This is a genomic window from Methylobacterium sp. E-041, from assembly GCF_022829665.1.
Classification (GTDB): domain Bacteria; phylum Pseudomonadota; class Alphaproteobacteria; order Rhizobiales; family Beijerinckiaceae; genus Methylobacterium.
The window spans coordinates 66,280-88,841 of the sequence record NZ_JAKSYQ010000065.1; the positions used below are offsets into that span (position 1 = coordinate 66,280).

General features: G+C 71.2%; 20 protein-coding genes and 1 other RNA gene. 11 read left to right on the forward strand and 10 right to left on the reverse strand.

Annotated elements, in window-relative coordinates; translation table 11 throughout:
- The first annotated feature begins 1 nt into the window (after position 1).
- Positions 2–1,255, forward strand: coding sequence for a glycoside hydrolase family 5 protein (locus MKK70_RS05335; protein WP_243946227.1), 1,254 nt, complete (start codon positions 2–4; stop codon positions 1,253–1,255).
- On the opposite strand, the gene MKK70_RS05340 is transcribed toward MKK70_RS05335, so the two are convergent.
- Both MKK70_RS05340 and MKK70_RS05345 read right to left on the reverse strand, forming a co-directional pair.
- Positions 1,209–2,543: a VpsF family polysaccharide biosynthesis protein gene (locus MKK70_RS05340; RefSeq protein WP_243946228.1), complete on the reverse strand. Its 1,335-nt coding sequence runs from the start codon at positions 2,541–2,543 to the stop codon at positions 1,209–1,211. The two genes, MKK70_RS05335 and MKK70_RS05340, sit on opposite strands and share 47 nt — an antisense overlap.
- Before the next feature lie 10 nt (positions 2,544–2,553).
- A complete protein-coding gene (locus MKK70_RS05345; protein WP_243946229.1) occupies positions 2,554–4,656 on the reverse strand; it encodes a GumC family protein in 2,103 nt (700 codons plus the stop codon).
- 353 nt (positions 4,657–5,009) lie between these two features.
- Here MKK70_RS05345 and MKK70_RS05350 point away from each other — a divergent pair, with 353 nt between their 5' ends.
- The 6 genes from MKK70_RS05350 to MKK70_RS05375 all read left to right on the forward strand — a co-directional run bounded on the left by MKK70_RS05350 (position 5,010) and on the right by MKK70_RS05375 (position 10,293).
- Complete coding sequence (locus MKK70_RS05350; protein WP_313899076.1) at positions 5,010–6,485, forward strand: formyl transferase; 1,476 nt, start codon at positions 5,010–5,012, stop codon at positions 6,483–6,485.
- Positions 6,486–6,548: 63 nt separating this feature from the next.
- Positions 6,549–6,705, forward strand: a non-coding RNA gene (gene ssrS, locus MKK70_RS05355) — 6S RNA.
- A complete protein-coding gene (locus MKK70_RS05360) occupies positions 6,695–7,282 on the forward strand; it encodes a 5-formyltetrahydrofolate cyclo-ligase (protein ID WP_147727810.1) in 588 nt (195 codons plus the stop codon). The genes ssrS and MKK70_RS05360 overlap by 11 nt, the downstream gene beginning before the upstream one ends.
- 2 nt (positions 7,283–7,284) lie before the next feature.
- Positions 7,285–8,103, forward strand: coding sequence for a TIGR00282 family metallophosphoesterase (locus MKK70_RS05365; protein WP_147727811.1), 819 nt, complete (start codon positions 7,285–7,287; stop codon positions 8,101–8,103).
- A 268-nt stretch (positions 8,104–8,371) separates the two neighbouring features.
- Entirely contained in the window at positions 8,372–9,280 is a 909-nt protein-coding gene (locus MKK70_RS05370) for a MotA/TolQ/ExbB proton channel family protein (protein ID WP_243946301.1), read from the forward strand.
- Positions 9,280–10,293 (forward strand): peptidoglycan -binding protein, encoded by a 1,014-nt coding sequence (locus tag MKK70_RS05375; RefSeq protein WP_147729081.1) that lies wholly within the window; start codon positions 9,280–9,282, stop codon positions 10,291–10,293. Before MKK70_RS05370 ends, MKK70_RS05375 begins: the two co-directional genes overlap by 1 nt.
- A 107-nt stretch (positions 10,294–10,400) precedes the next feature.
- Here the strand turns inward: MKK70_RS05375 and MKK70_RS05380 are convergent, their stop codons facing one another.
- Both MKK70_RS05380 and MKK70_RS05385 read right to left on the reverse strand, forming a co-directional pair.
- Complete coding sequence (locus MKK70_RS05380; RefSeq protein ID WP_147858161.1) at positions 10,401–11,426, reverse strand: D-cysteine desulfhydrase family protein; 1,026 nt, start codon at positions 11,424–11,426, stop codon at positions 10,401–10,403.
- 65 nt (positions 11,427–11,491) lie between these two features.
- The gene (locus MKK70_RS05385) at positions 11,492–13,336 is read right to left on the reverse strand and encodes an ABC transporter transmembrane domain-containing protein (protein WP_243946230.1); all 1,845 of its coding nucleotides are present in this window, start codon (positions 13,334–13,336) and stop codon (positions 11,492–11,494) included.
- 261 nt (positions 13,337–13,597) lie between these two features.
- On the opposite strand from MKK70_RS05385, the gene rpmE reads away from it, so the two are divergent.
- Positions 13,598–13,849, forward strand: a complete 252-nt coding sequence (rpmE, locus tag MKK70_RS05390) for a 50S ribosomal protein L31 (RefSeq protein ID WP_147728574.1) — start codon at positions 13,598–13,600, stop codon at positions 13,847–13,849.
- 96 nt (positions 13,850–13,945) lie between these two features.
- On the opposite strand, the gene MKK70_RS05395 is transcribed toward rpmE, so the two are convergent.
- The 4 genes from MKK70_RS05395 to MKK70_RS05410 all read right to left on the reverse strand — a co-directional run bounded on the left by MKK70_RS05395 (position 13,946) and on the right by MKK70_RS05410 (position 18,349).
- Positions 13,946–14,476, reverse strand: a complete 531-nt coding sequence (locus MKK70_RS05395) for a DUF1465 family protein (RefSeq protein WP_147728573.1) — start codon at positions 14,474–14,476, stop codon at positions 13,946–13,948.
- A 271-nt stretch (positions 14,477–14,747) separates the two neighbouring features.
- Positions 14,748–16,850 (reverse strand): TonB-dependent receptor family protein, encoded by a 2,103-nt coding sequence (locus tag MKK70_RS05400; RefSeq protein ID WP_243946232.1) that lies wholly within the window; start codon positions 16,848–16,850, stop codon positions 14,748–14,750.
- A 118-nt stretch (positions 16,851–16,968) separates the two neighbouring features.
- Positions 16,969–17,937 carry a DUF1775 domain-containing protein gene (locus MKK70_RS05405; protein WP_147858158.1) on the reverse strand — a complete coding sequence of 323 codons (969 nt, stop codon included), beginning with the start codon at positions 17,935–17,937 and terminating at the stop codon, positions 16,969–16,971.
- A gap of 43 nt (positions 17,938–17,980) precedes the next feature.
- Positions 17,981–18,349 (reverse strand): hypothetical protein, encoded by a 369-nt coding sequence (locus tag MKK70_RS05410; RefSeq protein ID WP_147858157.1) that lies wholly within the window; start codon positions 18,347–18,349, stop codon positions 17,981–17,983.
- Between the two features lie 232 nt (positions 18,350–18,581).
- On the opposite strand from MKK70_RS05410, the gene MKK70_RS05415 reads away from it, so the two are divergent.
- The 3 genes from MKK70_RS05415 to MKK70_RS05425 all read left to right on the forward strand — a co-directional run bounded on the left by MKK70_RS05415 (position 18,582) and on the right by MKK70_RS05425 (position 21,430).
- Positions 18,582–19,889: a murein L,D-transpeptidase gene (locus MKK70_RS05415; RefSeq protein WP_243946233.1), complete on the forward strand. Its 1,308-nt coding sequence runs from the start codon at positions 18,582–18,584 to the stop codon at positions 19,887–19,889.
- A 234-nt stretch (positions 19,890–20,123) separates the two neighbouring features.
- Positions 20,124–20,345, forward strand: a complete 222-nt coding sequence (locus MKK70_RS05420) for a hypothetical protein (protein ID WP_147729136.1) — start codon at positions 20,124–20,126, stop codon at positions 20,343–20,345.
- Positions 20,346–20,473: 128 nt separating this feature from the next.
- Positions 20,474–21,430, forward strand: coding sequence for a DMT family transporter (locus MKK70_RS05425; protein WP_409568248.1), 957 nt, complete (start codon positions 20,474–20,476; stop codon positions 21,428–21,430).
- 32 nt (positions 21,431–21,462) lie between these two features.
- Here MKK70_RS05425 and MKK70_RS05430 read toward each other — a convergent pair whose 3' ends face one another.
- Positions 21,463–21,735, reverse strand: coding sequence for a hypothetical protein (locus MKK70_RS05430; protein WP_147841094.1), 273 nt, complete (start codon positions 21,733–21,735; stop codon positions 21,463–21,465).
- A gap of 186 nt (positions 21,736–21,921) precedes the next feature.
- Positions 21,922–22,194 (reverse strand): hypothetical protein, encoded by a 273-nt coding sequence (locus tag MKK70_RS05435; RefSeq protein WP_147728178.1) that lies wholly within the window; start codon positions 22,192–22,194, stop codon positions 21,922–21,924.
- Positions 22,195–22,562: the final 368 nt, after the last annotated feature.

The following is a 22,562-nucleotide window of genomic DNA, read 5'->3' on the forward strand; positions in this document are numbered from 1 at the left end:
GATGGCGACGGACCGCCGTACGATGATCGGCGGCGCGCTCGCCATGACGCTCGCCGGGCCGGTCGCAGCCGCGACGCCCGAGCCGGCGGTGCTGCGCCGTGGCATCAGCCTGTGGCCGTGGTTCTCGCTGACCCGGGAATACCCTGCGCCGCGCACCGACTACGCCTGGCCGCCGTTCCAGCCCGACCGCCCGGTGCCGAATGCCGGCGACCTGCGGCAGCTGGCGGAGGCCGGATTCGATTTCGTGCGCCTGCCGATCGATCCCGGCCCGTTCGCCGCCTTCGCCGGCGCGCAGCGGGAGCGGCTGTTCGCAATGCTGTCCGAGGCGGTCGACCTGATCCTCGCGAGCCGGCTGTCGTTGGTGCTGAACGTCCAGGCCAACGCCGCGACCCATTACTACAACCCCGATCGGTTCTACGGGACGGCGACGGCGCCGCTGCTTCCCGCCTACCGCGACGTCGTCGTCGAGCTCGCCGGGCGCTTCGGCGGGCGGGCGCCCGGCCGCATCGCCCTGGAACCGGTCAACGAGCCGCCGCAGGCCTGCGGGGCGGTGGCCTGGAACCGGGTGCAGGCGGCGCTCCTCGGCGCGGTGCGGAAGGCGGCGCCTGCCATGACGCTGGTCGCGACCGGCGCCTGCGGCGGCATGGGCTCGGGCCTCACCGCCCTCGACCCCGCCTCCTTCGCCGCCCTCGCTCCGGTGCTCTTCACCTTCCACTTCTACGAGCCCTACCTGTTCTCGCACCAGGGCGCGCCCTGGATGAAGGACGAGCCGATCTATCGGGCGCTCAACGACGTGCCGTGGCCGGCGCGCGCGGGCACGCTCGACGCGACGCTGGCGGCGGTCCGCGCCCGCATGCGCGCCGACACCGCGACCTCCGACGCGGACAAGGCGGCGGCCTACGCCGTCACCGAGACGAAGATGAAGGAGTACTTCGCCGCCGCCCCGGACCGCGGCTACCTCGATCGCAATCTCGCCGACATCCGAACCTGGGCCGACCTCTACGGCGTCGCGCCGCGACGGATCCTGATGGGGGAGTTCGGCGCCCTGAGGAGCGATGCGCGCTACGTCGCGTCGCGCGCTCCCGATCGCGCCCGCTACATCCGCGACGTCCGCGAGGCGGCGGAGGCCGCGGGCTTCGCCTGGGCGTTCTGGAACCTGTTCGACGGGCTCGGCCTGATGGACGACGCCCACCGCATCGATCCCGCGATCATCGCCGCGCTGGGCCTGACGATGCCGGGGACGGCGAGGCGCTGAGCGGGCGGCGCGGGTACAGCACCAGCAGCATCAGCGCGAACTTGGCGAGAAGGGTCGTCTTCCCGCCGATGCTCTCGAAGGTGTTGATCAGCACGACGAAGGCGAGGATCGGCAGGAACACGCCGTGCCGGCACTGCCGCGCCACCTCGTAGAGGAACAGCGCGATCGCGACGATCAGCAGCACCGTCATCGCGACGCCGTTGTAGAGGAGGCTGCGCACGATCGGGTTCTCGATGCCCCATTCGAGGCCGTACATCCGACGCAGGGTGTCGACGATCGACGGATCGGGCCCGACCAGGAGATCGCGGAACGGGATCGCATCAAAGATCGCCAGCATCTCGACGCGGGCATTGGCGCTGCCGCCGTCCGAGACGAAGCGCTCGAGCAGCGCGTCGAAGAAGCCGCCGACGGCGAGCCCGCCGACGACGATCGGCACCATCGTCAGCATCAGCACGGCGATCGCCGCCCCGAGCAGCGGCACGCGCCCGGTGCGGAGCGCCCGGTTGAGGGCGACCACCGCGAAGACGCTGCCGAAGCACAGCGTCACCACCGTCGCCGAGCGTCCGCCGAAGGTGATCAGCGCCACCAGCTGCAGGGTGATGAAGCCGGCGCGGGTGATCGGACGGAGCTGGCCGCCGCCGTTGAACAGGGCGAGGATGTAGCAGGCGGTCAACGTCGCGTTGGCCAGCGGATGGCCCTGCAGCGCCGCGGAGCGCGTGTCGGTGTCGAAGGCCTGCCCGTCCATGCGGAACGGAAAGAAGCGCTGGCCGCTCACGAACTCGACGAGGCCGAGCGCGGCGTTGGCGACCATGACCGCGTGCACCACGATCTCCACGTGCCGCATGGTGATCGTGTCCCGGTCGGCCATCAGGATCACGACGAGGCCGGTGAGCACGTAGGTGTCGAGCGAGCCGGCAAGCCCGGTCCCGTTCCGCGAGGCGATGAAGGCGAGCAGCCCGAAGCCGACGAGGCAGAGCAGCACGCTCGCGGGACGCCGCTCGGCCGCCGCCGCCATCGGGATCACCGGGTTGCCGGCCCGCAGCATCGTCCAGCCGAACAGGAACACCGCGAGGTAGGTCGCGGGATGGACCTTCTGCGCCGCCGAGCCGGTGATGCCGTCGTAGTTGATGCCCACGGCCCAGAGCATGCCGCCCGACAGGCCGCAGGTGACCAGGGCGAGCACGACCAGGGCCCAGGACTCGAACCGCGCGAGGGAGGGCAGCGGGAACGCCTGCGGCTGCCGCCGGGCCGCGTGCGCCGGCGTCGTCGGGCGGTACGCCTGCGTCACGATCGGTTCCTCAGCTCGCCGCGCGCGCGTCGAGCAGCAGCGAGCCGGAGACCGGCCGGCCCAGGGCCTCCGAGGTGCCGACGAGGCTGAGGAGGTCGCGCTGGCGGGTGGCGCCGTTGCGCACGATCAGCAGCAGGCGGTCGGCGGCCGCCGCGACCGGCCCGATCCGCAGGTTCTCGGACAAGACGCCGCCGTCGAGGATGACCAGCTCGTAGCGCCCCTTCACCCCGACGAGGAAGCGCTCGACGTTGGTGCGCAGGAACGCGTCGCGCACCGGCTTCTGCGCGTCGCCCATGCCCATCCGACGCGCGCCGGTCGCAGGATCGAGGCGGGTGACGGCGTTCAGGCTCTGCTCGCCGCGGAGCACGTCGAGGAGGCCGCCGACGCTCGAATCGTCGATCCGCATGTCGGCGTCGACGATCAGCACCCGCTCGCCGCGCGCCACCGCGACGGAGGCGAGCAGGTCGATCACCGCCTTGCGGTCGGCGTCGTCCGCCTCGCCGGAGGTGACGAGGATGCTGATCGAGCGGCCGCCATCGGTCGATTCGTGGAGGTGGTCGAGGGTGAAGCCCGCCGCCGACGCGCTGGCGCCGTCGCTCCGGCGGCGGAGGCGCGGCAGGGTCGCGACGACCGGCGCGTTCGACAGGCGCTCGAGCTGGCGCTGCGACAGCACCGTCGGCTCGGCATATTCCCGAACCAGGGCGAAGCCGGTGCCGAGGCCGAGGCCGGCGAGCGAGGCCGCAAGCACCAGGAACAGCCGCGGCGGCCAGGAGGCGTCCGCCGGCGGGCGCGCCCAGGTGATGACGCGGGCGTTCGTGCTGTCGATCCCGGTCTGCTCCTTCAGCTCGCGCGAGCGCACGAGGAAGTTGTTGTAGACGGTGCGGCTCGCGTCGACGTCGCGCTCCAGCTCGCGCAGGCGGATGCTCGACTGGGCGCTGACCGCGGATTGCTTCTGGAGCTTCTCGAGGTCGGCGGTGAGCGTGCGCTCGTTGGCCTGCGCCCGCTGATATTCAGACTCCGCGGCCTGGGCGATGCGGCCGAGCTCGCCGTCGATCAGCTGCTTCACGTCCTGCATCTGCGCCCGCGTCGCGGCGATGAACGGGTGCCGCTCGCCGAGATTGGTGCGCAGGTCCGCCTCCTTGCTCGCCAGCTCGGCGTACTGGCCGCGCAGGCGGTCGATCACCGAGGATTGGATCGCCTCGGGCGTCGCGCCGGCGGCGAAGGGCCGGCCGCGCGCGTCCTTGACGCCCTGGAGGCGGGCGCGCGCCTCGGCCGTGCGGGTTCGGGCCGCGACCACGCGGGCGTTGCTGTCGGTGAGCTGCTGCTCGCCGACGAGGCGCCCGCTGGACGCGATCAGGCCGTTCTTCGCCTTGTAGTCCTCCAGCCGCAGGTCGGCCTGGTTCACGGCGTTGCGCAGGTCGTCGAGGCGGGCGCGCAGCTCGCCCGATGCGCGCTTGGCGCCCTCGGCCCGGGCCTCGGTCTGGTCGGACAGGTAGGATTTGGCGATGGCGTTGACGATCCGCGCCGACTTGTCCGGATCGGTGGTGGTGACGATCACGTCGACGACGAAGACCTTGTCGGCACGCTTCACCGCGAGCTTGCGCCGAAGCCGGTCGAGGGACTGCCCACGAGCGTCGACGACCTTGTCCGGCTGCGGCCCGGCGATCATCTCGCGGAGGGAGCGCACGGCGCGCCCGACGATGCCGGTGCTCGCCGCACCGAACTCGGGATCCTTGTCGAGCCCGGTCTCGGCGATGGCGCGCGACAGCACGGTGTCCGATTCGATCACGCGGACCTGGCTCTCGACCTGCGTCACGCCGCCGTCGGGCGACAGCGCTCCGGGATTGACGTCGTTGTTCACGACGACGCGGTCGCGCGGATCGATCAGGAGTTGCGCGGTCGCCGTGAAGAGGGACGGCGTGAGGACGGCGTAGGCCAGGGCCGCCAAGCCCAGCACGCTCGCCGTGCCGAGGATCAGCTTCCAGCGCCGGAACAGGATGCGCCACAGGTCGCCGAGCTCGGCCGTGGTCTCGGGCTTGGATGTGACCACGCGCTCGGGCGCGACCGGCTCGATCCAGGCCGAAACGGCAAGGTTTCTGTTCAGCTGCGCCACCGTGGGCCACCGTCGTGTCAAATTGGGTCAGTTTTACGGACGCCTGACCGGATACTGCAAGGTGCGCGCAACTGAATGAAAATCCCTCAAGACTGCGTAGCACCCCGGGTTCGGACATCGCTTCTTCGGGTAAGGGTTAATGTCGATCGGTCGGCGGCCTCTGTCTTCAAGGTTATCTTCTCGGTCACGAAATTGGTGATAGATCGCAACGACGGATTGCACCGGGTATCCCGGTTCCTGGCGCCGAACGCGACGGGCGGGGACGCGGCGTTCGCCGGGACGTTCGAGAGGGATCGGTCGGCGGCATGCGTCTCAGGTTGCGTCTCGATGGTCGGAGGCCGCGCCTTTGGCACGTGCACCTGCTCCGTCGGATCGCCGTCCTGCCGGGCGTCGACGCGATCGAGATCGATGCGCGCCCCGGGCCGGACGCGTGGCCGGCCAACGCCGACCTGCTGTTCTCGCTCGAGACGCTGATCCACCGCCTGCCGCGATCGGGCGCCTCGTCGCCGGCGCAGGATCGCGACCTGTCCGCGTGGCGGCCGACCGGGCATGCGCGGCCGGATCTGATCGTCGACCTCTGCGGCGACGTCGCCGCCGCGGAGGCCGGCTCGATCTGGCGGTTGTCCTACGACGGCCGGCCGGGCGAGGCCGGTCTGCTCGCGAGCCTCCTGGCGGGGCGGGCCCCGATGATGGCGCTCGCCGACGGGAGCCGGCTCGTCGCATCGGGTCGCGCGGGCACCGAACGCCGCGGGGTGATGCTGACCTCCTTCGACGACGCGCTGATCCGCACGGTGTCCCTGCTGGCGGCGGCGCTCGCCGGGCGCCACGAGGGCGGCCCCGCGACGGGACGCCCCGGGATCGCGGCACCACCGGCCGAGCTCACGGCCCCCCAGATCCTGTCACGCACCGGGCGCATCCTCGCCCACGCCGTCGCGCAGCGGCTCTACCACCTGTGCTACCATGCCCCGCACTGGCGGGTCGGCTGGCGCCGGCTCGACGGGCCGGACGTGATCGACCTTCGCCGGCACCCCGACACCGGCTGGACCACCCTGCCCGACGACGGCCGGCGCTTCTACGCCGACCCGTTCCCCCTCGATCATCGCGGCGAGACCTGGCTGTTCGTCGAGGATTTCGTCCACGCGACGGCCAAGGGCATCGTCTCGGCGGTACGGTTCTCGACCGACGGCCCGATCGGCGTACCGGTTCCGGTGCTGGAGGAGGCCCATCACCTCTCCTATCCGTTCGTGTTCGAGCGCGCGGGCGAGGCCTGGATGGTGCCCGAGACCGGCAGCGCCGGCACGATCGACCTCTACCGCGCCACCGCCTTTCCGGGCGGCTGGGTGAAGGAGGCGACGCTGGTCTCCGGCGTCGTCGCCAGCGACGCGACCCTGGTCGAGCATGGCGGCCTGTGGTGGATGTTCGCGACCGTCCGCGATGCGCCGCTCGGCGCGGCGCTCGGCAGCGGCTCGTACTCGGATGCGCTCCATCTCTGGTCGGCACCGGATTTCCGCGGGCCCTGGACGCCGCATGCCCACAACCCGGTGCTGGTCGACGTCGCCTCGGCGCGGCCGGCCGGACGCATCGTCGCGCGCGACGGAGCCCTGATCCGCCCGATCCAGGATTGCACCGAGGGCTACGGCCGGGCGCTGGCGCTCGCCCGGATCGACCGCCTCGACGCGGAGGGCTACGCGCAGACCGTCGAGACGAGGCTGACCGCCGGGCCGTCCTGGCCCGGCACCCGCCTCCACACCCTCAACCGGTCGGCGACGCTCGAATGCATCGACGGGTCGGCGCGCTCGCCCCGCCTGCGCACCCTGCTCGGCCGCTGATTTCACGACGCTCGGCGCTCGCGCCCCCTGGCGCGGACGGGGGCGCACCGCTACATGTGTTGGGCGGGGCTGCAGAGTCCGTCAGGAGCACTTTCCCCGGGGCCTTATCGACTCCCCCGGGAGCTGTCCCTGGCCTCGTCCCTGGACTTGGCCAACACGGCGCCCACCTACACTGTAGGTTTCCCGGGATCGATCCTCCAACGGCTCACGTGGCTCCGCACTCGACCTCCTCCGACAAGGCCGCCCTGCGAAGCGACGCGCTCGCACGGCGCGACGCCCTCGACCCGGAGACCAGGCGCGCCGGATCGCTCGCGATCGCCGAGCATGCCCTCACGGTCGCGGGCCTCGCCGAGGCCACCCTCGTCGGCGCCTTCTGGCCGATCCGCAGCGAGGCCGACCCGCGCCCGCTGATCGAGTGCTTGTTCGCCCGCGGCCAGCGCGTCGCGCTGCCGAAGGTCACGCCGGACGGCCTGGTGTTCCGCGAGTGGCGCGCGGGCGAGACGCTGGTCGCCGGCCGCTTCGGCCTCAGCGAGCCGCGCGACGACCTGCCGGCCCTCGACCCGACCGCCCTGATCGTGCCGCTCGCCGCCTTCGACCGGCGCGGCCAGCGCATCGGCTACGGCCGCGGCTACTACGACCAGGCGATCAGCCGACTGTCGCGCAGCGGCCCGGTGCTGACCATCGGCATCGCCTTCTCGGTCCAGGAGATCCAGCGGGTCCCGGCCGAGCCGCACGATCGCCCCCTCGACCACCTCGTGACCGAGGCCGGGTTCGTTCCCCTCACCAAAGACCTCTGACGATGCGGCTTCTCTTTCTCGGCGACGTGGTCGGGCGTCCCGGCCGAAAGGCCGTCACCGACCGGCTTCCCGCCTTGCGCGAGCGCTGGCGGCTCGATTGCGTGGTCGTGAACGGCGAGAACGCGGCCGGCGGGTTCGGCATCACCGAGTCGATCTGCGACGAGATCCTCGGGGCCGGCGCCGACGCGGTGACGCTCGGCAACCACTCCTTCGATCAGCGCGAGGCGCTGGTCTTCATCGCCCGCCAGCCGAAGCTGGTCCGGCCGGCGAACTACCCGCCCGGCACGCCGGGCCGGGGCGCCACCATCGTCGAGACCCGGGCCGGCGCCCGCGTCCTCGTCGTCAACGTGATGGGCCGGCTGTTCATCGACGCGCTGGACGACCCCTTCGCCGCGGTCGAGCGCGAGCTGTCCGCCTGCCCGCTGGGCGAGGCCGCCGATGCGGTCGTCATCGACGTCCATGCCGAGGCGACCAGCGAGAAGCAGGCCTTCGGCGTGTTCCTCGACGGCCGAGCCAGCCTCGTCGTCGGCACCCACACCCACGTCCCGACCGGCGACCACCGCATCCTGCCCGGCGGCACGGCCTACCTGACGGATGCCGGGATGTGCGGCGATTACGACTCGGTGCTCGGCATGCAGAAGGAGGAGCCGCTGCGGCGCTTCCTGCAGAAGACGCCGGGCGCCCGCCTCGAAGCGGCGCAAGGGGAGGGCACCCTGTGCGGCATCGCCGTCGAGACCAATGCGGACGGCCTCGCCGTCACGGTCTCGGCGGTTCGCCTCGGGCCTCATCTCGAGGAGACCTGGCCGCGGGATTGGGATTAGTCCGCACTGAACGATGTGAACGCGCGCTGTGCGGCTTGATCGCATCGTAGGCTGACGCCACAGTGCCGGCCTGCTCGATCGAGGCCGCCGATCATCTTCGGGAGACGACCTCGCGCCACCTTCCGAAGAGTCGCGACCGATGGCCGCCCGTTCCGACACCGCGTTTCCCGCACAGCCGAGTGCGGACAGGCCGATCGGCAAGAGTCCGGCGGGCAAGATTCCGGCGGCCAGGAGACCGATCGCGAAGCCGGGCATCTACCTCGTCCGGATGCTGGTCTTCCTGATCCTGGTCGGGTTCCTCGCCTTCATCCTGTTTCGCCAGATCACGCCCGCCTTCCAGGCCAATCCGGGGCTCAACGGCCTGATCCTCGGCGTACTCCTCATCGCGGTGCTGCTGGCCTTCGGGCAGGTGATCCGGCTCTACCGCGAGGCGTCCTACGTCAACGCGGTCGCCTCGGGGGAGGCGGCCAAGCGCCCGCCGCGCCTCGTCGTCCCGCTGGTGCCGGCGATCCAGGCCCGGCGCGACGGCGCGACGCTGCCGGGGGTGCGGGCCTTCCTCGACACCGTCGCCGCGCGCCTCGACGAGGGCCGCGACACCCTGCGCTACATCGCCGGCATCCTGATCCTGCTCGGCCTGCTCGGCACGTTCTGGGGCCTCATCGACACGCTCTCGGCGGTCGGCTCGGTGATCAAGTCGATGCGCGGCGGCGGCGAGGCCAGCGTGATGTTCGACGAGCTGAAGAACGGGCTGGCCGTGCCGCTCGGCGGCATCGGCCTGGCGTTCTCGGCGTCGCTGTTCGGCTTGGCGAGCTCGCTCATCACCGGCTTCCTCGACCTGCAGGCGAGCCAGGCCCATGCCCGCTTCCACAACGAGCTGGAGGACTGGCTGGTCTCGGGCGAGGAGGCGGCCGCGCCCGCGCCGGTTCAGGCGCGGCAGGAGCCGGTCGCGGTCGAGGCGCTGCAGGAAGCCGTCGACCGCCTGACCACCGTCGTGTCGGAAGGCGCCAACGGGCGGGCGGCGACGCTGGCGATGACCAACCTCGCCGAGGGCATCCAGGGGCTCGTCCAGCACATGCGCGCCGAGCAGCAGATGATCCGCGACTGGGTCGAGGCCCAAGCCGGCCGCGAGCGCGAGATGAAGCAGGTGCTCGACCGGCTCGGCCGCGAGCGGGTCTGATGGCCTCCCGCCTCGTCCGCCGCGACCGCGGCGTCAACGTCTGGCCGGGCTACGTCGACGCGCTGGCGACGCTGCTCCTGTCGGTGGTGTTCCTGCTGACGATCTTCGTCGTCGGCCAGTTCTTCCTGTCGCAGGAGCTGACCGGGCGCGACACGGTGCTGGCCAAGCTCAACCGCCAGATCGTCGACCTCACCGACCTGCTGGCGCTCGAGCGCTCGAACCGGCGCGGGCAGGAGGAGACGGCGCAGGCGCTCCGCAACACCCTGCTCGCGACCGAGGCCGAGCGCGACCGGGCCCGCGCCGAGGCCGCGGCGACGGCCTCAAGCAAGGGCCAGGCAAGCGACCTCGACAGGCAGCTCCAGGCCGAGCGCGGCGCGGCCGGCCGGGCGCAGTCGCAGATCGACATGCTCAATGACCAGATCGGCGCGATGCGGCGCCAGCTCGCGGCGCTTGAGGATGCGCTCGCGGCTTCCGAGAGCCGCGACCGCGAGAGCCAGGCCCGCATCGCCGACCTCGGCAGCCGCCTCAACGTCGCGCTTGCGCAGAAGGTGCAGGAGCTTGCCCGATACCGCTCCGACTTCTTCGGCCGGCTGCGGCAGATCCTCGGCAATCGCACCGACATCCGCGTCGTCGGCGACCGCTTCGTGCTGCAATCCGAGGTGCTGTTCCCGGCAGGCTCCGCCTCGCTGAAGGCCGAGGCCGGCCCGGAGCTCGACCGGATCGCGGGGGCGATCCTCGACCTCGCCAAGCAGATCCCGGCGGACCTGCCCTGGGTGCTGCGGGTCGACGGCCATACCGATTCGCGCCCGATCGCCAGCGCGCAGTTCCCGTCGAACTGGTCGCTCTCGGCGGCGCGCGCCATCGCCGTCGTACAGTACCTCGCGAGCAAGGGCCTGCCGCCGCAGCGGCTGCTCGCCGGCGCCTTCGGCGAGTTCCAGCCGCTCGACGCCGGCACCACCGACGAGGCCTACGCGAAGAACCGCCGGATCGAGCTGAAGCTGACCGAGCGCTAGAGCATTGTCGAGCGAGGTGGATCCCGACTCGCGGGAAGTTAATGTGATCCCACGACACGATAGAGCATTTTCCATGACCCGGGGATCAGGGGAAATGCTCCAGGGGCTTACGCTTCGGCGAACGCGCTTCGATACGCGAACAGCCCCGGCACCCCGCCGGTCATCAGAAACAGCACCGCCTCGCCCGGCCGGTAGCGGCCGGCGCGGACGTCGTGCAGCAGGCCGGCGAAGGCCTTGCCGCTGTAGACCGGATCGAGCAGCACGCCTTCGCTGCGGGCCATCAGGCGCACGGCCTCCCGCATCGCATCGGTCGGGATGCCGTAGCCCGGGCCGCGATGGCTTCCGTCGATCACGATGTCGGAAGCGGACAGCGCCGCGCCGGGCTTCAGCAGCCCCAGGGTCGCGTTGGCCTTGGCCAGCGTCTCGGCCTCGGCATGGTCTTGCGCCGCGAGCACCGCGTAGGACTTCGCGAGCCTCGGATCGCGACCCATCGCGAATAGCCCGGCGGCGAGGCCGGCATGGGTGCCGGCGCTGCCGTTGGCGGTGAGGATGTGGGCGAAGGTCACGCCCATCGCCTCGGCCTGCCCGGCGATCTCCTCGGCGCAGGCGGCGTAGCCGAGGCTGCCCACCGCGCTCGAACCGCCGGACGGGAACACGTAGACCCGCCGCCCCTCGGCCCGCAGCGCGTTCGCGCGGACCTCGGCGGCGGCGAGCGAGTCGGCGTCGGCCGGCAATTCGTGGACGCGGGCGCCGAACAGGTCGTCGAGGAAGCGGTTGCCGTTGCCGACGTAGTCCGGGTCGGTGCGCGGCACGCTCCGGCTCAGGAAGAGTTCGCAAGCGAAGTTCTCGCGCGCGGCGGCAGCGGCGGTGAGGCGCGCATGGTTCGATTGCAGCGCGCCGACCGTGATCACGGTATCGGCGTTCTCGGCGCGGGCCGCCCCGAGCAGGAACTCGAGCTTCCTGAGCTTGTTGCCGCCCCCGCCGATCGGCGCGAGGTCGTCGCGCTTCACGAACAGGCGGACCCCGTTTAGCGCCGGGCCCAGGGCCGCCGAGAACCGGTCGAGCGGCTGGATCGGCGTCGGACGCTCGAGGAGCGCGAGACGGGGGAAGCGGGCAAGGTCGAGACGGCTCATGCCACGGGTCTACCGCGTCGCGCGGCCGGGTTGAACCGGCAACCTCCGATTGCACGATCGCGACGCTACTCCGCGGCGGAGACGCTCACCCCGCGCAGGCGCGGCTCCTTGCCCCGCGCGGTCTCGTCGAGGGCATCGGTGAACTGCAGGGCGGCGAGCTGCGCGTAAAGCGCGCCCTGTGCCAGCAGGCTCTCGTGGGTGCCTTCCTCGACGATGCGGCCGTCGTCGAGGACGAGGATGCGGTCGGCGGCGCGGATGGTAGCGAGGCGATGGGCGATGACCAGGGTCGTGCGCCCGCGCATCAGCCCGTCGAGCGCCGACTGCACCGCGCGCTCGCTCTCGGCATCGAGCGCCGAGGTCGCCTCGTCGAGGAGCAGGATCGGCGCGTCCTTCAGGATCGCGCGGGCGATGGCGACGCGCTGGCGCTGGCCGCCGGACAGGGTGACGCCGCGCTCGCCCACCGGCGTGGCGTAGCCCTGGGGCAGGGCGCGGATGAAGCCGTCGGCATGGGCAAGCTCGGCCGCGCGCTGCACCTCCGCGTCGCTCGCCTGCGGCCGGCCGTAGCGGATGTTCTCGGCGACCGAGCCCGAGAACACGGTCGGGTCCTGCGGCACCAGCGACATGCGGGCGCGCAGGGCCTCCGGGTCGACGCGCGCGACGTCGACCCCGTCGACGAGCACCCGGCCCGATCGCGGATCGTAGAAGCGCAGCAGCAGCTGCAGCACCGTGCTCTTGCCGGCGCCCGAGGGGCCGACGATGGCGATGCGCTCGCCGGGCGCCGCGGTGAAGGCGATGCCGTCGAGGGCGGTTGTCATGTCGCGGGTCGGGTAGGCGAAGCGCACCACCTCGAACGCGACGGCGCCGCGGGCCGGCACCGGCATCGGCACCGGATCGGCCGGCGGCTTGATCGCGGGCACGGCGGCCAGGATCTCGCCGAGGCGCTCGGCCGCGCCCGCGGCCTGGGCGAGCTCGCCGTAGACCTCCGAGAGCTGCCCGAGCGCGCTCGCGCCGAAGACGGCGTAGAGCACGAACTGCGACAGCTGCCCGGCGCTCATGGTGTGGGCGAGCACCCCTTGCGCGCCGTACCACATCACCCCGACGACGGAGGCCGAGATCAGGAAGATCGCCACGCCGGTGAGCAGCGCGCGGGCGCGGATCGATTCGCCGGCGGCCGAATAGGCGCTCTCGGAGGCCTGCGCGAAGCGGTCGGCGGTGGCCCGGCCCATGCCGAAGGCCTGCATCGTGCGGACCGCGCCGACCGCTTCCGCCGCGTAAGCGGAGGCGTCGGCGAGGCGGTCCTGCGCCGCGCGCGAGCGGCGTCGGACGCCGCGGCCGGAGACGATCAGCGGGAACACGATCAGCGGGATCGCGACCAGCACCAGCACCGACAGCCTCGGGCTGGTGATCACCATCATCGCGACGGCGCCGACGAACAGGAACAGGTTGCGCAGCAGGATCGAGATCGAGACGCCGAACACCGCCTTGACCTGGGTCGCGTCGGCGGTGAGCCGCGAGACGATCTCGCCCGACTGCGTCTTGTCGAAGAAGGCGGGATCGAGCAGCGTCAGCTGCCGGAAGACGGCGCTGCGGAGGTTGGCCACCACGCGCTCGCCCAGCGTCACCACCGTGTAGTACCGGGCGGCGCTCGACAGGGCGAGCACCGCGACGACCCCGAGCAGCGCCAGGAAGTAGGCGTTGATCATGCTCTCGCCCTCGGGCGAGAAGCCGTGATCGATCACCCGGCGCATGGCGATCGGCACCGTCAGCGTGGCCGCCGAGGCCGCCAGCAGCGACAGGAAGGCGGCGACGATCCGCCCGCGATAGGCCGCCGCGAAGGGGATCAGCGGCCGCAGCGAGCTCAGCGGGGCCTTGTCGCGACCTTCGGCGGGCGGGTTCTTCTTGCGGGCCATCACGCCTCTGGTGTTTCGTCCCTCGTCCGCGCGACAAGCATGCTTGTGAGCGGCCGGAGCCTGCGGTATACGCGCGCCTTCTTCCGATTGCGCGTGTGCAATGGCCGCGGGCCGCCAAGACGGGCCGTCGGCTTCGCATGAGCGGTTCGCACGAACGTGAGGTTCGTGGCAACGGTCCGATCACAGAGTTTCAACCCACGGATCTTACGGGCCGCGCCCTCCGCGCTCCCGGAGTTCGTGCACCGTCGAGGACGAGACGTCATGGCAAAGAGCGCGGCCGACAAGGCCAAGGGGACCGAGCACCCCGAATACCACTTCATCAAGGTCGTGATGACCGACGGCACCGAGTACCGGACGCGCTCGACCTACGGCAGCGAAGGCGACACCCTGAACCTCGACATCGATCCGCTGACCCACCCGGCCTGGACCGGCGGCGAGCAGAAGATGCTCGATCGCGGCGGCCGCGTCTCGCGCTTCACCTCGCGCTTCGGCAACCTCGTCGGCCGCAAGTAAGGGTTTCGATCCCGGCCTCGGCGTGCTGCCGGGGCCGGATCAACGCAAGAAGGGCGGCACCGCGGTGCCGCCCTTCTTGCGTTCTGGGCGTTCCGCTCAGGCCTGCAGACCGGGAAAGGCCGAGCGCAGGCGGTTCTGCTGGACGGCGACCGGGCTCTCGACGGCGGCCGGCGTCGGGCGGTCGTCGGAGATCAGGCCGTCGAGGTGCAGGATGCGGGCGTGCAGCCGGCGGGCGCGCAGGATCAGGTTCTGCAGCCGGACCGGCAGGAGCGTGAAGCTCTCGGCCTTCGGCGCCTCGGTCGCGGCGAGCCGCACGCGGTTCTTCTCCTGCAAGGCCTGGCTCGCGGTGAGCTCGCCCTCGGACACCGCGCGCTGCACCAGCAGCCAGGACGCGATCTGCATCAGCAGGGTGGTGAGCCGCATGCTCTCCGAGGCGTAGGACAGGGTTGCGTCCCGCGAGATCAGGCGCGACTCGTCGCGGCCCTCGCCGTCGAGATACGCCGCGGTCTCCTCCACCAGCGCCATGCCGTCGTGGAAGAGCGTCCGGAAGGCGTCGGACGTGACGTAGGTCCGCCCGAAATCGACCCAATCCCGTTCGTCCCGGAACGTGACGTCGTACCCGTTCATCCTGCCTCCTGCGTCGCTGCCGGGGCCTGTCGTCGTTCCGTCTTGGAACGCTCCCGGCCTGTCCGCGACCCTTGCCGCAATCCTAGCGCCGAACGGAGGTCCCGCCGCGACAACCGAAAGGTAACCTTAATCGCGTCCGCGCACGTTCCACCGGAATGTCGAGATCGGGCGGCGAGGCAGTACCGCGCCATCGATGCGCGATGACGAATGGCGGATACGATATGGGACAACATTGAGGCTGTAAGTCGACGTGCCGCATTATGCCGGCTCGTCAGAACGCCGCGCGCACGCCGCCGAACACCGACCGCCCGGCCCCCGGATAGAACGCCACCGGGCCGCCGGCCACGGCACCGGCGTTCGCGACCACGGTGATGTCGGAGACGTAGCGGGCATCGAGCAGGTTGCGGGCGTCGACGAACAGCGAGACGCCGTTCGCGAAGTCGATCCCGGCCTGCACGTTGAGCAGGGCGTATCCCGGCACCTTCAAGGTGTTGGCGTGGTCGGCGAACGCGCCCTGAGGCACCCAGTCGACCGACGGGGCGATGTGGAAGCCGCTCGGGTGGACGTAGCTCACCACCGTGCGCAGCACGTCCTGGGGAAGGCCGGCGATGCGGTTGTTGCCGTAGACGGGATCGCCGACGAAGCGGAAGTCGTTGTGCGTCCAGATCTGGGACAGGCTCAGCCGGTCGCCGACGCCCGACAGGTCGCGGGCGAGGTCGAGGCCGAAGGCGGCCTCGACACCCTGGTGCCGGGTGCGTGGCGCGTTGAAGGTCGCCGCCGGCAGGTTGATCGCTGCGCCGAGCGCGGTGTTGAAGTTGATCAGCTCGTCCCGGATGTCGGCACGGTACAGGGTCACGTCCCAGGTCAGGCGGTCGATCCGTCCGCGAGAGCCGGCCTCGTAGGTCCAGGCGCGCTGGGCCTGGAGCGGGACGAAGGTGGTGCGCAAGATGTTGGTCTGCACGAGGTCGCCGAAATCCGGCACGTCGCGCGAGCGCGTGACGTCGCCGAACACCTGGATCTCGGGCAACGGCTGCCACAGCAGGCCGAGCTTCGGGTTCACCCCCTCGTAGGTCTCGTCGGCGAACTGCACGTTCGGGCTCGCCGCCAGGCCGCCCTTGTTGCTGTAGGTGCGGTTGGACGAGAACGCCTTGGCGCCGGTCATCAGGGCTACGTCCGGCAGGAACCAGAACCGGTTCTCGCCATAGGCCTCGAGGTTCGAGGCGCTCTGCAGGGCGTTGAGGGTCTGCGCGCCGCGCTGGCCCTGGACGTTGACGAATTGCAGCGCCGAGTTCTGCCCGGCGAAGGCCCGCAGGCCCAGGATCGTGTCGTTGCGGAAGCCGCCGAGGTCGAACGTGCCGGCCCAGTGCGGGCTGATGCCGTAGGTCCAGCCGTCCTGGTCGATCGCCTGGAAGATCGGATGGTAGAGCGATTTGTGGATCGCCCAGGTGTCGACGTCGAGCTTTCCCACGTCGAGGACGAAGCTGGTGCGGTTGGAGATGCGCTCGGTCTCGACCTTGCGCGACTGGTTTCCGGCGATCGCGGCGGCGTTGGCCAGCGTCGGGTTGCTCAGCGCGTCGGACAGGCTCAGCGTGCCGGGCAGCTTCTGGTCGGTCAGGTAGATGCCGGCGTAGAACCGCGTCTCGACGCCCGGCGCCAGCTGGTAGCCGAGGTTGGCGTTGAAGTTCTGCGTCCGCTGGGTCTCGTGGTCGCGGAAGCCGTCAGCATTGGTGATGGTGCCGTTCACCAGCACATCGACCGGGCCCGAGATCCGCGAGGCCTGGAAGTTCTCGCGGATCGTGCCGAAGCTGCCGCCGTCGATCCGGACGATGTCGGGCGCGAATGCGGTGTAGGCGGTCGGCGTCACGGCGTTGATCGCGCCGCCCAGCGTTGTCGCGCCGAAGGTGAGGGCGTTTCCGCCCTTGTAGACCTCGACCGAACGCAGCGCCAACGGATCGATCTGGTAGAAGTCGCCGCTTCCGTCGGCGAGGTTGAACGGGATGCCGTCCTGCAGAAGCTCGATGCCGCGCAGGTGGAACCCGCGCGCGATGCCCGATCCGCGTACCGACAGACGAAGTTCCTGCCCGTAGCGCTCCTGGACCGCGACGCCGGGCGTGTCCTTGAGCACGTCGCGCAGGGTGTTGGCGTAGCGGTCCTGGAAGCTCGCCGCGTCGACGAAGGCCACCGACCCGACCGTCGCGTTCAGAGCCGCGCGCTGCTCGGCGACGCTCGGGACGGTGACCGAACCCGCCGCGGCACCGCTGACCGAAAGCTCGGGCAGCACGACGGCATCCGACGGCTCCTGCCCCCGGGAGGGCAGGGCGGCGGACAGCAGGACGGCGAGCGCCAGGGCGCCCGTTTCGAAGGGACGGGACATGCGAGACACCTTCCGACGGCCGCCGGGCGCGCGTCGGCGCGGGCAGGCACGTCCGGACTGGATGGAGAGGGCGACGCCGACGCGGATCCCGAGCGGATGCGCGCGGCGTCGGCGCGGATCAGTGGTGGGCGTGACCCGCCGGCGGTGCGGCGGGCGCCTGGGCGCCGATCGGCGCGACCGTGAACGTCACCGGCACGGTGCCGGCGCGCGCGAAGGTCAACGTGCCGGCGACCGTCTCGCCGACCTTCGGGCTCGCGGTCAGATCTTCGAACATCAGGTGCAGGCCGCCGGGGGCCAGCGTCACGGTCTCGCCGGGCCTGATCGTCAGGCCGCCCTCGACGGGCGCCATCCGCATCACGCCGCCGTCCATCGACATGCTGTGGATCGTGCCGCGACCCGCGAGAGGGATCGCGGCCGCCGTCAGGGTGTCGGGCACGGTGCCGGCGTTGGTGATGCTGACGTAGCCGCCGGCGACGGTGGCGCCGGCGGGCGTCGCGCGCAGCCAGGGCGTGGCGATGGTGAGGTCGCCGGCCTTGATCGCGGCCGGCGCCGCGTCGGGCTGGGCCGCCGCGACGATCCGCACCGACGGGGCCGGCGACTTCAGGTCCCGGGCGGTCTGGCCGGGGCCGGGGATCTCGCTCCAGCGGTAGCCGCCGCCGTCGCAATCCTGCTCGACCGGAAAGTACACGGTCGCGCCCGGCGCGAAGGCGTCGGAGACCCGGGCGAAGAAGGTGAACTCGTCGATCTGGTCGTCCGGCAGGGCGCCGCCGGTCCAGGTGATCGCCGTGACGCCCTCGGACACCATTCCGTGGAAGGACTGGTAGGGCCTGGCGTAGGCGCCTCGCGTCGTCGTCACCTGCCAGCCGGGCTTCGGCATCGGCTTGGCGCCGACCATGCCCTCAGGGATGGTGACCCTGACCCTTATGGTGGGCCGGCCGTCGCAGCCGTGGTTGATCTGCACGACGCCGCGATAGGCCGCGTTGGGGCTGGCCTCCTTGCGGTCGAGGGTGGCGTGGGCGAAGGCGCCCGGGCCGGGCAGGACGAAGCCGAGCGCGACGCAGAGGCCGGCACGCGTGATACGGGACATGGCAAAGCTACCGTCTGGCTGAAGGGATCGGGCGGCGATCGGTTCAGGCGACGGGCGGACCTCGCGGATGGGCGATGGCGCGGGGCGGCGCGCGCGGGCCGTTCGCGGCGGCCCGCCAGAACGCGGTGGTGACGACGCGGCCTTGCGGCCAGATGATCGTCGCGGCGGTGTCGCGAGGCGCCAACGCGTCGGCCACGTGGTGGGCGGCGGTGCAGCAATCGGCGTGGACGTGAGGCGTGTCCGGCGAGGGATCGCCGGCGGCGGCAGCGCCCGACAGGCACAGGGCATGGACGTCTCCGGCCATCGGAGCCGGCATCAGGCCGCTGAGGAAGCCCTGCAGGACGAACGCGTAGAGCGCGATCACGGCGGTGATCGCGCGCAGAGGTCTCGTCCTGTGGCTCCCGGGCGTCATGCCGACCCTGTCCGGCGACCGCGTCGCGTCTTCCGATTCCTTGGCACGGCTGGGCCGATTCCGCTGTGGCACGGAGGACGCACGCACCCGTGATGTGCGGGCACGCACCGGCACGCCACAATAAAGCCCGGTCGCCATGGAGTCTTAACCGTACCCGGACACCTTGGGCCCAGGGGAAACGGCGGCACAGCGCCCGCTCCACTTCGCCCATCCATGGACCAGAGCCACCACGATGCTCATTCAGGCTACCACCCGCGCGACCCTGAGCCTCGCGCTCCTCGGAACCGTCGCCCTCGTCGCCCCGGCTTCGGCGCGCGAGCAGGCCGGCGCCGGCTATGCCCAGGCCGAGTGGGCGCAGGACTACGCCTCGCCCGCCGCGATGCAGGTCCAGCGCTCGTCGACGCCGATCCTGTCGCCGCAGACGGTGGCGGCCACCGAGCAGATGGTCGAGCGCTACAAGGAGATCGTCTCCCGCGGCGGCTGGAAGCCGGTCTCCGGTGCCGACCGCCTGCGCATCGGCGCCCGCGGCGCGGTGGTCGGGGCCGTGCGCCAGCGCCTGATCGTGACCGGCGACATCGACCCGGTGGCCGGCAATTCCGGCGTGTACGATTCCTACGTCGCCGCCGGCGTGAAGCGCTTCCAGGCCCGCCACGGCCTGAGCCAGACCGGCACGATGAGCATGGCGACGCAGCAGGCCATGAACGTGCCGGCCGACATCCGCCTGCGCCAGCTCGAGATCAACGCGGTGCGCCTGCGCTCCTACTCGGGCAACCTCGGGCAGCGCTTCGTCATCACCAACATCCCGGCCGCCCTGGTTCAGACGGTCGAGAACGGTCAGGTCGTGACGCTGCACGCCGCCGGCGTCGGCAAGATCGACCGCCAGTCGCCGATCATGAACACCAAGGCGACGCAGATCAACTTCAACCCCTTCTGGACGGTCCCGGCTTCCATCGTGAAGAAGGACCTCATCCCCAAGATGCAGAAGGATCCGAACTACCTCACCGACAACAAGATCCGCATCTTCTCCGGCGAGGCCGAGATCCAGCCGAGCCAGGTCAGCTGGAACTCGGACGAGGGCACGCGCTACCGCTACCGCCAGGACTCGGGCGCCGACTTCAACTCGATGGGCATCGTGCGCATCAACATCCCGAACCCGTACGGCGTGTTCATGCACGACACGAACACCAAGGGCGTGTTCGGCGACGACTTCCGCTTCATCTCCTCAGGATGCGTCCGCGTTCAGAACGTGCGCGAGTACATCACCTGGCTGTTGAAGGACACGCCCGGCTGGGGCCGCGAGCAGGTCGAGCAGGCGATCGAGAGCGGCAAGCGCGTCGACGCCACGCTGTCCTCGCCGGTGCCGGTCTACTGGACCTACATCACCGCCTGGGCGACGCCGGACGGCCTCGTGCAGTTCCGCGACGACATCTACAAGCGCGACGGCGTGAACGTGCCCTCGACGATCGGCGCGCCGACGCCGGTCGCCAGCGCCGAATCGACCGCTCCGCAGAGCTTCGAGCCGGGCGACGAGGAGAACTAGCCCCGACGCTTCGGGCGCCGGCAAGACCCGCGGACGAGCCCCCAAAACATGACCGACGCGCGGCCCGTATCCCACCGGATGCGGGCCGTTCTCGTTTGCCACGTAGGTCGCTGATTCTGAGAGCCTGGACGCAGAGACAAAAATTCGGGACGCACAGCCATCGCGGGCAGGCCCACGCTCACTCTAGGACTTTCATCAGGCGCTACGTCCGCATGATGAGTGAGAAGACGTCGAATGCAGCATACGGCATCGATTCCGGCCTGGGTCGCCCGTCGCGGCTGGAGCCGGAGAAACCGGGTCTGGGTCCGCCTGTGGCTCGATCGCAAGCCCAAGGGCAACCGCTCGGCCGCCGAGCCGACCGAACCTCAGGTCGCGAGCGCGACGATCCTGCCGTTCACGCGCGAGCAGAATCGAACCGAGCCGACCCCGCGTCGGCAGCGGGCGCAAGACAGGTGACGCCGGCGGCCCCGCGTCGGCGACACGGCGCGGGTGCGGACGGACGGGTGCCCGCCGTCGCGGCGACCGGCTAAGGTCCAGCGAACTCGGCGGCCCGAAGGTCCAAGGCGATTTCCTCCAGCAAGGCGATACGAGCCGACGCGGTCTGCGCGTCGCGCGAGGCGGCGGCCGGCCCCGACGGCGAACGCGGGACGCGGCCCGACAGGCGGCGCCTCGTCGGCATCGCGCTGATGTGCGGAACGCTGGCGTTCTTCGCCTGCCTCGACGCATCGGCGAAGGTGCTGGCCCGTTCCGGCGTCGACCCGCTGCTCACCACCTTCATGCGCTACGGCGTGAGCGTGGCGCTGATCTCGGTGTTCCTCAACCCGGTGACGACCCCGGCCGTCATGCGCAGCCGCCGCCTCGGCCTGCAGGTGGTGCGCTCGCTGTTGCTGTTCGGATCGACGGCGCTGAACTTCTTCGCGCTCCGCCACCTGCAGCTCGCCGAGACCCTGTCGATCCAGTTCGCGGCACCGCTCACCGTCGCGCTGCTCGCCGGCCCGCTGCTCGGCGAATGGTCGTCGCCCAGGCGCATGGCGGCGATTGCGGTCGGCTTCCTCGGCGTGCTGGTGATCGTGCGGCCCGGCCTCGGCCAGGTTCACCCGGCGGTCCTGCTCAGCCTCGGCAACATGCTCTGCTATGCGCTCTACATCCTCGCGACGCGCAAGCTCGCTGCGCATGATTCGACCGCGACGACGATGGTCTATTCCGGCTTGGCCGGCCTCGGGCTGATGACGCCGCTGCTGCCGTGGATCTGGACCAGCCCGGCCTCCCTCACGGTGTGGGCGCTGCTGGTCGGCATCGGCCTGTTCGGGACGATGGGGCACTGGCTGCTGATTCTGGCGCATGCGCGGGCGCCGGCCAACGTGCTCGCGCCGTTCCTGTACACGCAGCTGCTCTGGTCGCTGACGCTCGGCTACCTGCTGTTCGGCGACGTTCCGAACCGCTGGACCGTGCTCGGCGCGGCGGTCATCGTCGGCTCGGGCCTCTACCTGCTCGCCCACGACGCGATGGCGCAACGAAAAGGGCCGGCCACCCGAGGGTGACCGGCCCGTTCTAAGACGACGCTGTGTCGGGCTTAGCGGCCCATGCGCTCGCGACGCTCCATCCGCTCCTCGCGGCGGTCCTCGCGATCGCGGCGATCCGCCTCCGGATCGACGCCGAGGACGCCGCCCACGGTGCCGGTGGCCGCACCGACGGCGCCGCCGACCACGCCGCCGATCGGGCCGGCCGCGCGGTTGCCGTCCTCGACGCCGCGCTCGGCGCCGCGGACGGTGCCCTGGGCCTGCGCCGTGGCGGAGAGGGCCAGCGGCGAGAGCACGAGGGTCGTGGCGATCAGCAATGTCTTCATGGTGTCGGATCCTTGATCGAGTTTCGAGAATGTCCCGGCCGCGCGATCGGCTGGCTCCGGGTCCGTGACGGGTCAACGGGCGAAACCGCGAAAGGTCGCAATTTTCCTAGATCCGGCTCCGGATCGAGGCGGAAACGGCTTTCAATCCGGGCCGGACGCTTTCAGTCCGGGCCGGACCCCGACGTCTCAGCGGTGGTGGCGGCGATGATGCCGGACGGCGCGGCGCGAGCGCAGGTCGGTGCGGTAGGCGCGCCGGCCGGGATCGATCCCGAGCGCGCCGTTGACCGTTCCGACGGCACCGCCGACCGCTCCGCCGACCACGCCGCCCACCGGCCCGCCGACGCGGTTGCCCTCGGCCGAGCCGCGCTGCACGCCGCCGACGAGGCCCTGCGCCTGCGCGGGGCCGGCGATGGCGAAGGCGGAAACGGCGAGCGTCGCGGCGATTAGGAGATGTCTCATGGCGTGCACCCTGTCTTGATAATCCGTCGCGTCTCGGACCCGCCCGGGCAGGCCGGCGCGGCGGATCGCGTGGGATGGCAACGAACGCGCCGCGATTTGGTGGCAGCGGCTCGGGATGCGGCGTGGCGATGTGGTGAATCGGCATCGCTTCGCGGCACACGCGCATCCGCTGGCCTCCGCTCGCGCCCGCTGCTAGAACGCCGCCCATGCGCAGCGCCGACGCCTGTCTCCGTCTTCGAATTATGGGCCCGGCCGCCGCGTGAGCGCCGCGCCCGCGCGGCTGCGCGGAGGCCGGGATCGTCACGGGAGCCACCGCTTCCTTCGCCCCTAGCGCCGTGACAGGCGCGGGCCTCCGCAGAGCCCGCACG

Excerpts from the sequence above, each read along its gene's own strand:
- MKK70_RS05335 (WP_243946227.1), top strand. The coding sequence starts at position 2 with ATGGCGACGGACCGCCGTACGATGATCGGCGGCGCGCTCGCCATGACG.
- MKK70_RS05365 (WP_147727811.1), top strand. The coding sequence starts at position 7,285 with ATGCGGCTTCTCTTTCTCGGCGACGTGGTCGGGCGTCCCGGCCGAAAG.
- MKK70_RS05370 (WP_243946301.1), top strand. The coding sequence starts at position 8,372 with ATGCTGGTCTTCCTGATCCTGGTCGGGTTCCTCGCCTTCATCCTGTTT.
- MKK70_RS05375 (WP_147729081.1), top strand. The coding sequence starts at position 9,280 with ATGGCCTCCCGCCTCGTCCGCCGCGACCGCGGCGTCAACGTCTGGCCG.
- MKK70_RS05380 (WP_147858161.1), bottom strand. The coding sequence starts at position 11,426 with ATGAGCCGTCTCGACCTTGCCCGCTTCCCCCGTCTCGCGCTCCTCGAG.
- MKK70_RS05385 (WP_243946230.1), bottom strand. The coding sequence starts at position 13,336 with ATGGCCCGCAAGAAGAACCCGCCCGCCGAAGGTCGCGACAAGGCCCCG.
- rpmE (WP_147728574.1), top strand. The coding sequence starts at position 13,598 with ATGGCAAAGAGCGCGGCCGACAAGGCCAAGGGGACCGAGCACCCCGAA.
- MKK70_RS05395 (WP_147728573.1), bottom strand. The coding sequence starts at position 14,476 with ATGAACGGGTACGACGTCACGTTCCGGGACGAACGGGATTGGGTCGAT.
- MKK70_RS05400 (WP_243946232.1), bottom strand. The coding sequence starts at position 16,850 with ATGTCCCGTCCCTTCGAAACGGGCGCCCTGGCGCTCGCCGTCCTGCTG.
- MKK70_RS05405 (WP_147858158.1), bottom strand. The coding sequence starts at position 17,937 with ATGTCCCGTATCACGCGTGCCGGCCTCTGCGTCGCGCTCGGCTTCGTC.
- MKK70_RS05410 (WP_147858157.1), bottom strand. The coding sequence starts at position 18,349 with ATGACGCCCGGGAGCCACAGGACGAGACCTCTGCGCGCGATCACCGCC.
- MKK70_RS05415 (WP_243946233.1), top strand. The coding sequence starts at position 18,582 with ATGCTCATTCAGGCTACCACCCGCGCGACCCTGAGCCTCGCGCTCCTC.
- MKK70_RS05420 (WP_147729136.1), top strand. The coding sequence starts at position 20,124 with ATGCAGCATACGGCATCGATTCCGGCCTGGGTCGCCCGTCGCGGCTGG.
- MKK70_RS05430 (WP_147841094.1), bottom strand. The coding sequence starts at position 21,735 with ATGAAGACATTGCTGATCGCCACGACCCTCGTGCTCTCGCCGCTGGCC.
- MKK70_RS05435 (WP_147728178.1), bottom strand. The coding sequence starts at position 22,194 with ATGAGACATCTCCTAATCGCCGCGACGCTCGCCGTTTCCGCCTTCGCC.